This is a genomic window from Exiguobacterium sp. s128, from assembly GCF_018618815.1.
Taxonomy (GTDB): Bacteria; Bacillota; Bacilli; order Exiguobacteriales; family Exiguobacteriaceae; genus Exiguobacterium_A; species Exiguobacterium_A antarcticum.
In genome coordinates, this window is the sequence record NZ_JACSMT010000068.1 from 1 (window position 1) to 6,845 (window position 6,845).

General features: G+C 49.0%; 12 protein-coding genes. 7 read left to right on the forward strand and 5 right to left on the reverse strand.

Annotated elements, in window-relative coordinates; all coding sequences use genetic code 11:
• Together KNQ13_RS15140 and KNQ13_RS15145 are read left to right on the forward strand one after the other, a co-directional pair.
• A partial coding sequence (locus tag KNQ13_RS15140) for a M15 family metallopeptidase (RefSeq protein WP_214773252.1) occupies positions 1 to 869 on the forward strand: 869 nt, incomplete at its 5' end.
• Between the two features lie 29 nt (positions 870 to 898).
• Positions 899 to 1,054, forward strand: a complete 156-nt coding sequence (locus KNQ13_RS15145) for a hypothetical protein (protein WP_209548521.1) — start codon at positions 899 to 901, stop codon at positions 1,052 to 1,054.
• Positions 1,055 to 1,126: 72 nt separating this feature from the next.
• On the opposite strand, the gene KNQ13_RS15150 is transcribed toward KNQ13_RS15145, so the two are convergent.
• On the reverse strand, positions 1,127 to 1,918 hold the full coding sequence (locus tag KNQ13_RS15150) for a hypothetical protein (protein WP_026829624.1): 792 nt from the start codon (positions 1,916 to 1,918) through the stop codon (positions 1,127 to 1,129).
• 131 nt (positions 1,919 to 2,049) lie between these two features.
• Here KNQ13_RS15150 and KNQ13_RS15155 point away from each other — a divergent pair, with 131 nt between their 5' ends.
• From KNQ13_RS15155 to KNQ13_RS15175, 5 genes are all read left to right on the forward strand, one after another.
• Entirely contained in the window at positions 2,050 to 2,250 is a 201-nt protein-coding gene (locus KNQ13_RS15155; RefSeq protein ID WP_026829623.1) for a hypothetical protein, read from the forward strand.
• Between the two features lie 143 nt (positions 2,251 to 2,393).
• Complete coding sequence (locus tag KNQ13_RS15160; protein WP_209548520.1) at positions 2,394 to 3,206, forward strand: DnaD domain protein; 813 nt, start codon at positions 2,394 to 2,396, stop codon at positions 3,204 to 3,206.
• Positions 3,207 to 3,219: 13 nt separating this feature from the next.
• On the forward strand, positions 3,220 to 3,882 hold the full coding sequence (locus KNQ13_RS15165) for a M15 family metallopeptidase (protein ID WP_209548519.1): 663 nt from the start codon (positions 3,220 to 3,222) through the stop codon (positions 3,880 to 3,882).
• Complete coding sequence (locus KNQ13_RS15170) at positions 3,879 to 4,133, forward strand: phage holin (protein ID WP_026829620.1); 255 nt, start codon at positions 3,879 to 3,881, stop codon at positions 4,131 to 4,133. The genes KNQ13_RS15165 and KNQ13_RS15170 overlap by 4 nt, the downstream gene beginning before the upstream one ends.
• Before the next feature lie 143 nt (positions 4,134 to 4,276).
• Positions 4,277 to 5,419: a GGDEF domain-containing protein gene (locus tag KNQ13_RS15175; RefSeq protein ID WP_026829619.1), complete on the forward strand. Its 1,143-nt coding sequence runs from the start codon at positions 4,277 to 4,279 to the stop codon at positions 5,417 to 5,419.
• Positions 5,420 to 5,483: 64 nt separating this feature from the next.
• Here the strand turns inward: KNQ13_RS15175 and KNQ13_RS15180 are convergent, their stop codons facing one another.
• The 4 genes from KNQ13_RS15180 to KNQ13_RS15190 form a co-directional block, all read right to left on the reverse strand.
• Positions 5,484 to 5,780, reverse strand: coding sequence for a hypothetical protein (locus KNQ13_RS15180; RefSeq protein WP_014970281.1), 297 nt, complete (start codon positions 5,778 to 5,780; stop codon positions 5,484 to 5,486).
• A 209-nt stretch (positions 5,781 to 5,989) separates the two neighbouring features.
• Positions 5,990 to 6,394, reverse strand: a complete 405-nt coding sequence (locus tag KNQ13_RS16040; protein WP_236624152.1) for a hypothetical protein — start codon at positions 6,392 to 6,394, stop codon at positions 5,990 to 5,992.
• On the reverse strand, positions 6,331 to 6,660 hold the full coding sequence (locus tag KNQ13_RS16045; RefSeq protein ID WP_236624150.1) for a hypothetical protein: 330 nt from the start codon (positions 6,658 to 6,660) through the stop codon (positions 6,331 to 6,333). The genes KNQ13_RS16040 and KNQ13_RS16045 overlap by 64 nt, the downstream gene beginning before the upstream one ends.
• Positions 6,654 to 6,845, reverse strand: a 192-nt coding sequence (locus tag KNQ13_RS15190; protein ID WP_214773254.1) for a hypothetical protein, incomplete at its 5' end; no start/stop codon positions are given. The genes KNQ13_RS16045 and KNQ13_RS15190, both read right to left, overlap by 7 nt.

The window sequence follows — 6,845 nt, forward strand, 5'->3', positions numbered from 1 at the left end:
TGTGGTGTGGTAACTCCATTCTACACGAGGCCGTTATGGGCTTTTTGTGTTTTCCGTCAGGTGTTGCACTTAATATTACAATTCGTCTGAAAAAAACAATCGTCGTCCTATTAACGTGCCTCATTCTGTATCAATTTTATGTGAGCCGGACACCGGCTTTGACACAATCGATTTCCTTAAAAGAGGTTTCCTTGTATCAGGGAGATTTGGTGTTAATCAACAAGCAGACGAAGATTCAAGAAGATCCCCGTAATTTATCTATTGTTACCAAACAGGTATCGGAAACAAGCCTTGAGCCTGATTTACTGCTTGAGGATCATGTCGCAGCCGCTCTGCAACGGATGATGCAACGGGCGAAAAAGGTCGGCATCGATCACTTTCAAATCAATAGTGCCTACCGAAGTGGGAAAGTGCAACAGGCATTGTATGAAGAATATGGTGCGGACTTTGCGTTGCCTGCTGGACACAGCGAACACCAGACGGGTCTGTCGGTAGACATCGGTTCGACACGCGGCAAAATGAAACAGTCGAAAGAGGGCAGATGGCTTGCCAAGCATGCGCATCAGTTTGGTTTTGTCATCCGGTATCCAAAGGGGAAAGAGAGCTTGACGGGAATCTCGTTTGAACCGTGGCACATCCGCTACGTGGGTCTGCCGCACAGTACGAAGATGTATGAGGAGAATTGGGTGCTCGAAGAATATTTGAACTACCTCAAACAAGAACACGCGTATCAGATTCAAACAGCCGGTCGTACCTATTTTGTGCAATACACCAAACACCGCGCACTCAAAATTCCGGATACGCCCGTCTTTCACGTATCCGGGACCAATACAAAAGGGTTTATCGTCACGTCACGGTTACCAAAATAATTGAGGAGGAATTTTTAGCGCATCAGCGAATGTATCATTATCCGCTTGAGGTGATTGAAGGGGCGGAGCAGATGCTGCGCCGTCTGCAAAGTAAAATTGAAAAACAGGACTTCCCGTTTGACGGATTTTTGGCGAGACAGTTGGAGCAGCTGCAAGCAGAGGGGTACTTAGACTGTCAACCTTGAAACACAGTAATGAATGTAAAACAAGACTCGTCCCACACGCTTTAAGATTAAAGTCGCGTGAAACGAGTCATTTTACTTGAATTCGTTTTGCTTTTGACAAACAGCAGCCAAGCGGCGGATTTCATCGGCCATTGCTTGATTGACAGGGTGCAGTTGCTCAAGCCAGTCGAGCAGCGCGAGGGCTGATTGCGGCACCCGGTTGTACCCTTGGAGCACGTCCGCAAACCGGTCCTTTGCTTGCGGGAACCGTTGCTCGGCCCGGCGTTCATTGCCGTACTGGTCCGGATAATAAACGACTTCCGGCTCGAGCAGATGCAGGACGGACAACAGATTTGAAAAAGCATGTTGTTCGACAAGCTGAAGACCGGACAGCCGTTCGCCGCGTGCATAGCGGCACAGTCCGACGTAGAGATTCGTCAAGGCCTCGTTCAGTGCAAAGTCGAGTGTATCCCGTCGTATCGAGGGGGGGACTTGTTTTGAAACCGTCAAGTCAACGCCCGGGAATGTTGGATCTTGCCAAACGATTCGACCGGGAGAAAAAGCGATGTCCGGCATCTCATCCAGTTCAAAAATCGCGCATTCTCCGTAAATCCCATCGGCGAATAACAGCTTAAAACCGTCGACAGTGTTTTGGAAGATGAAGCTGAGTGGATGAACGGACTCGAGCCAGTCGAGCCGATCGAGGAACCGTTGTTTCTGTCCCGGTTTCGTAATGACGAAAAAATCGAGGTCGGAATAGGCATCGAGCCGTTCCAGCTCCTGTCCGACGGAGCCGAGTCCAAGCAATAACCAGGCATCCTGTGTTTGTTCAAGTTGACGCCCGATTTGATCGAGGCGGTTAAGTAGTGCGTGCTGTCTTTGCATCCAAAAACTCCTTTTTAGTCTGTCTCATGAAAGCGTTCTACTTTCTAGTCTAACCAGCTTGAGATTTCCGTCAAGGAAAGTTAGCATCAAATCATATGTACGATATCCTAAATGATGGAAGGTGATATGTCATGGATTTACTGATTGTCCTCCTCATCGGCTCGTGTCTCTTGAGTGGCCTGATGCTCTTGACGATCGTCAGAGCCGTTTTTTTAGCGTACCCAAAACAAACGATTTCGAGTTCAAAAGCGATCATCGTCACGCTCGGCATGGCAGGGTTTAGCATGTTGCTCGCAGGTGTGCTCCCTTATTTGTATCTCCGTTTCATGTAAACGACAGGCACGGCTTTTCGGAACAGTTGATTCCGAAGACCGTGCCTATTTTTTTGTTTTTTTTCGAACAAACGGATAGTTGAAACTGTTATTCCTTCATAGAAAGGAGGTGTCCCCTCCTGACATCAAAGGAGGAACCATTCATGCAACCTTACTTACGAATCGAACACCACGTGTTACGCGACGGAGCAAACTTCTCATCCGTCCATGAAAAGATGATCTATTTTCTGGTCCAGAGTTATGCCGGATCGGATGGACTCGCTTTCCCGTCACACCAGACGCTGGCGGACGCCGTCCCGTGCGGCAAGACGACCGTCAAGACGTGTCTACAGTCATTGATTGAAAAAGGATGGATCGAGAAGGTCAAACGATTTGACCGTCACGGCGGACAGACGTCAAACGGTTACCGAATCTGTCTGCCGGAACGCGTCGTCTCTCGGCAGGAGGGGGGGCAGGAGACGACAGCGGGTCAGCCACCTGTCGACCCCAAAGAAAAAGGGGTTAAGAACAATACTTTAAAAAAACACTCACCTTCACCAAGTGGAGAAACCATGAACGAAATCGTCCAGCACTTTGACACTGAAATCGGACGTGTCACCCCGTCAATCCGCCGTCAGCTCGATCAGCTTGTCCAAGAGAGCAGTGATGCCGTCGTGCATCATGCAATCGAACAAGCAACGGCGGCGAACATCCGGCATTTCAACTACATCAAGGCAATTGTCAACAAGTTGAAGAAGCAGCATCTGTTGACGCCTGAGGAAATTGATGACCACGAACGACGACGTCAGCAACGGTCCCATCGTGCTCGGCACAAAACGAACCGGACCCGTTTACCAGACTGGGTCGAGCGGGAACGCAGGCAACAACAACAGGTCGAGGCAAAACAGAAACAGCAATTCGAACAAACAGTCCCGGATCAAGCGGAACTGGCACAACTGTTAGCACAACTCATCTAACAAGGAGGATCATATGACACCATCACTTGACTGGTTACTCGAACAGGCGGACCGGAAGTTGGCGAAGGAGATGGACCCGGACGTCGTCGCGATCACCCGCTCCGTCATCACGGAACTCGCGGCAGAAGGTTTACCGATTGGGATTGCCCAAGCCTTTCGGACAAGACAGGAACAGGACGCCTTGTATGCAATCGGGCGGACACGCCCCGGAAAAATCGTCACGTATGCGAAGGGGGGTGCGTCGAATCACAATTTCGGAGTCGCTGTCGACTTGTTTTTGTATGCCGACGGGGGCAAGCGGGCGGAATTCCTGGCACCGCCCGATCCGCGACTGCAGCGCCTCGTCCGAGCGATGAAACAATACCAGATGCAGTGGGGCGGCGATTGGGGCAACTTCCCTGATTATCCGCATTTTCAGCTCTATGACGCCGTCAATAAACAACCGAAACCACTTCTTGGTCCACGGTATCCGGGGCGACCGCTCCATCCGGCCGCGACCTGGATGGACGGGACTGTCATCCGGCTGATCCAAAAGCGGCTGCGTCTCCCTTTGACCGGACGGTTTGACACGACATTGACACGGGTCGTGAAACAGTTTCAGCAACGGCATCACTTGCAGGCGGACGGGGTGATTGGTCCTGTCACCTGGCGTCACCTGTTTGGAGCAGATCGATGAAGAGCCGGTATGTCGCCGTACTCCGGCTCCTCGTTCCCTTGTACAGTTTCGTGAACCTGACGTTACTCGCACTCGGCTATACGCGGCTTCCGTTTGAGACGCCGCAGGTCGAGACGGCTCTGACGGCTGGTCTTGGGGCAAGTAGTCTGATCTATGCCTGGTGGAAAAATAATAATCTGACGCACTCCGCTGAACAGGCACAAGAGTGGTTACGCGAATTAAAACAACAAAAATCAAAAAGGAGTTCGTAAATTGTTTGGAATGTGCAGACAACGGGCATTATTTCGAGTAGAGCGCTAATGGTTTGATCCCAAGATACCGATAATAAGGTAGCGCACCGCATCGTCATCGGTCGTAAGTCGAGGCGACGGACAAGAAAGAGGTCAGACTGAACTTGAAACTATCGACGTTGCAACTTTACCTGCTGCTGGCATTGTTTTCTTTATTGTTTACAAGCATCTGGAGTTATAATGCCTTTTTAAAAATCGAACAAGAAAACGACCGGATCATCACGGAGGCGATACCGATCTCAAACGCGGCGTCCCAACTGTTCCCGTTGTTGCTTGACCAGGAATTGACGGTCCGGAGTTATTTGCTCAATCAAAATGACCAAACCTTCCAACAATTCAAAACGACAAACGCTGAACTCAAGGAGACGATTGCGTGGCTAAGAATGCTCGATCAGCGTCATCCGATCATGAAACAATTATTGACAGAAGAAGCGATCCCGTTGATTCAACGGACGGACGGTTTTTACGAACAGCAAATTAGCTGGATCCAAGATAACCAAGTGGAACGAGCGACGCTGAAACGCTACAGTGGCATGGACTATATCAACCAGTTCCGTCCGATCAACGCCAAGATTCGCCAAGACATCGATAACATCATTCAAGAGGCAACGGATCGTTCGAAAGCCGCCTCGGCCTCAGCAAAATGGGTCATCGTCATCGTCGTCAGTGTTGCCGTTTTGCTGCTGATGGCCTTCCTGCAGACAATCCGGCTCGAACGAAGCAAACAGACGTTGATCCATCGATCGTTGCATGACGCCTTGACGGGAATTCCGAACCGACGGGCGTTTGACGAACATCTGGAGACGTCGTTCAGGGTGGCGAAGGAACAGCAGACGGACGTTGCCTTGATTTTAGTGGATGTCGATGAATTCAAGCTCTATAACGATACGTACGGTCACTTGAAAGGGGACTGGTGTCTCGAGAAAGTCGCTGACTCGTTAAAGAAACATGCGAGTGAGTACGGTCTCGTCTCCCGGTACGGCGGAGAGGAGTTTGCCGTCATCTTGACGGAACAGGCGGATCACGTCAAACAGGTCGCGGAACGGATTCGCAGTGAAATCTTACAGTTGAACATCGAACATGCCGCTTATCAACCGCTTTGTCAACTCAGTGTCAGCATCGGAGTCGCGGTCGTCCGACCGGATGATACTTTGTCGGAAGGGGATTTGATCATTCTGGCCGATCAAGCGTTGTACCGAGCGAAAGCAAGTGGACGAAACCAAATTTCGAGCCATGAAGCCAGTTGATGTATGACAAAGAGCTCTGATCTCATCCAGAAGATGGGGTCAGAGCTCTTTGTTGGTCATCGAATCATTGCAAAATCACACAATAGGAATGGTCGGAAATCAACGGAGCAGAAATGACGAACACGGTCTTGACCGGTGTCCCACCAACTTTTGCATCAAGTTGATTCAATTGGGACCGAATTTCTCGACTCAAGACATACCGGGTTTCCGTACTCAATTCATCCATTTCTTCATCGTGAACATGTAACAAGAGTTGAAACGGTTCAAGCGAGAAAATTGAAAAATCACAGTCGATTCGAGGGTCTTGAAAACGTTCATTCAAACCATTCTTGATGAAGTATGCTTCTTGTGCTGAAATCATCTCGTTTCGCCTCGCTCTCTTCCCGAAAAACAGTTCAAAAAAATATATGCTGTTACTTAACTATATAGTCTATATTACCCATCTTTTTTGAAAAATATCAGTTGTGCCTTAAAAAGTGACCGGAAATTGGATTTTTAGGGAATTTGTTAGAAGAACTACACAAAACCGTCTGATTTCGATGCACGTTGTCAAAGACAAGTACATGGACATCAGACGGTCATCGAACCGACATGACGTAAAAAATCTTCCGTCGTCTGTTTGAAAAACGTCAATTGATGAGCGGGTACAGAAAATTTGTCACTGTATCGGACTTCTAAATAATGGGGACTGACCGGTGACGGGAATTCAATCCGGTCAAACCATTCCGTCATCGTTTCCTGATCTCGTCGTTGTAACGGCTCCGGTAGCCGACGGTTGAACAACAGCATATGTTGGCGGATGTCTTCTGCCGGCAAATGGTGATCCGGATAATGCAAGACCTGAACGCGACTGGTCGCAAAGTGAATCGGTTGGAAGCGTATTGGCCGGACGATTTTTATGTAGTAGGCGATCAGGGCGGCTGTTGCGAAGACAAGTAAGATGAAGATGAACGGATAGGGCGGTGCGACGACCAAGGAATCAAAACCGTCCGTAAAAATGCCGGCTCCGGTTCGGTTGCGACGACATCAATGATCGGATCAAGAGTGAGCGTGAGTGGTTCGGAAGGAAGTGACAGCTCGTAGGAGTCGCCACAACGCGTCGTACAGGAAAGTTCGGTTTGGCTGTCGAAAAGAGAAACAACGTGAGTCAATAGGCGTGGGACAAATGATTTGATCAGTAACAAGATCAGCAGGACGACAGAAAGGAATAATCCAAGTTTCAGTCGGATGGATGTCAGCATGAAGCACCTCTTTTTTTGCCGCAAAAAACGGATGATGAATGAATCTCAACTGAGTATAGCAAATTCATCGTCAAAAGGTTTTGTTTTTTCAAAAAATAGGGCTCATCACCATAAGGTGTGGTTGACACATAAAATCCATCGGATTTTAAATCGAACATAGAAAAAAAGCGAAAACCCCGGTATCG

What these genes read in the sequence shown, in the direction of transcription:
- KNQ13_RS15170 (WP_026829620.1), top strand. Translation starts at nt 3,879, where the DNA reads ATGAAGAGCCGGTATGTCGCCGTACTCCGGCTCCTCGTTCCCTTGTAC.
- KNQ13_RS15160 (WP_209548520.1), top strand. Translation starts at nt 2,394, where the DNA reads ATGCAACCTTACTTACGAATCGAACACCACGTGTTACGCGACGGAGCA.
- KNQ13_RS15150 (WP_026829624.1), bottom strand. Translation starts at nt 1,918, where the DNA reads ATGCAAAGACAGCACGCACTACTTAACCGCCTCGATCAAATCGGGCGT.
- KNQ13_RS15180 (WP_014970281.1), bottom strand. Translation starts at nt 5,780, where the DNA reads ATGATTTCAGCACAAGAAGCATACTTCATCAAGAATGGTTTGAATGAA.
- KNQ13_RS15145 (WP_209548521.1), top strand. Translation starts at nt 899, where the DNA reads ATGTATCATTATCCGCTTGAGGTGATTGAAGGGGCGGAGCAGATGCTG.
- KNQ13_RS16045 (WP_236624150.1), bottom strand. Translation starts at nt 6,660, where the DNA reads ATGCTGACATCCATCCGACTGAAACTTGGATTATTCCTTTCTGTCGTC.
- KNQ13_RS15165 (WP_209548519.1), top strand. Translation starts at nt 3,220, where the DNA reads ATGACACCATCACTTGACTGGTTACTCGAACAGGCGGACCGGAAGTTG.
- KNQ13_RS15155 (WP_026829623.1), top strand. Translation starts at nt 2,050, where the DNA reads ATGGATTTACTGATTGTCCTCCTCATCGGCTCGTGTCTCTTGAGTGGC.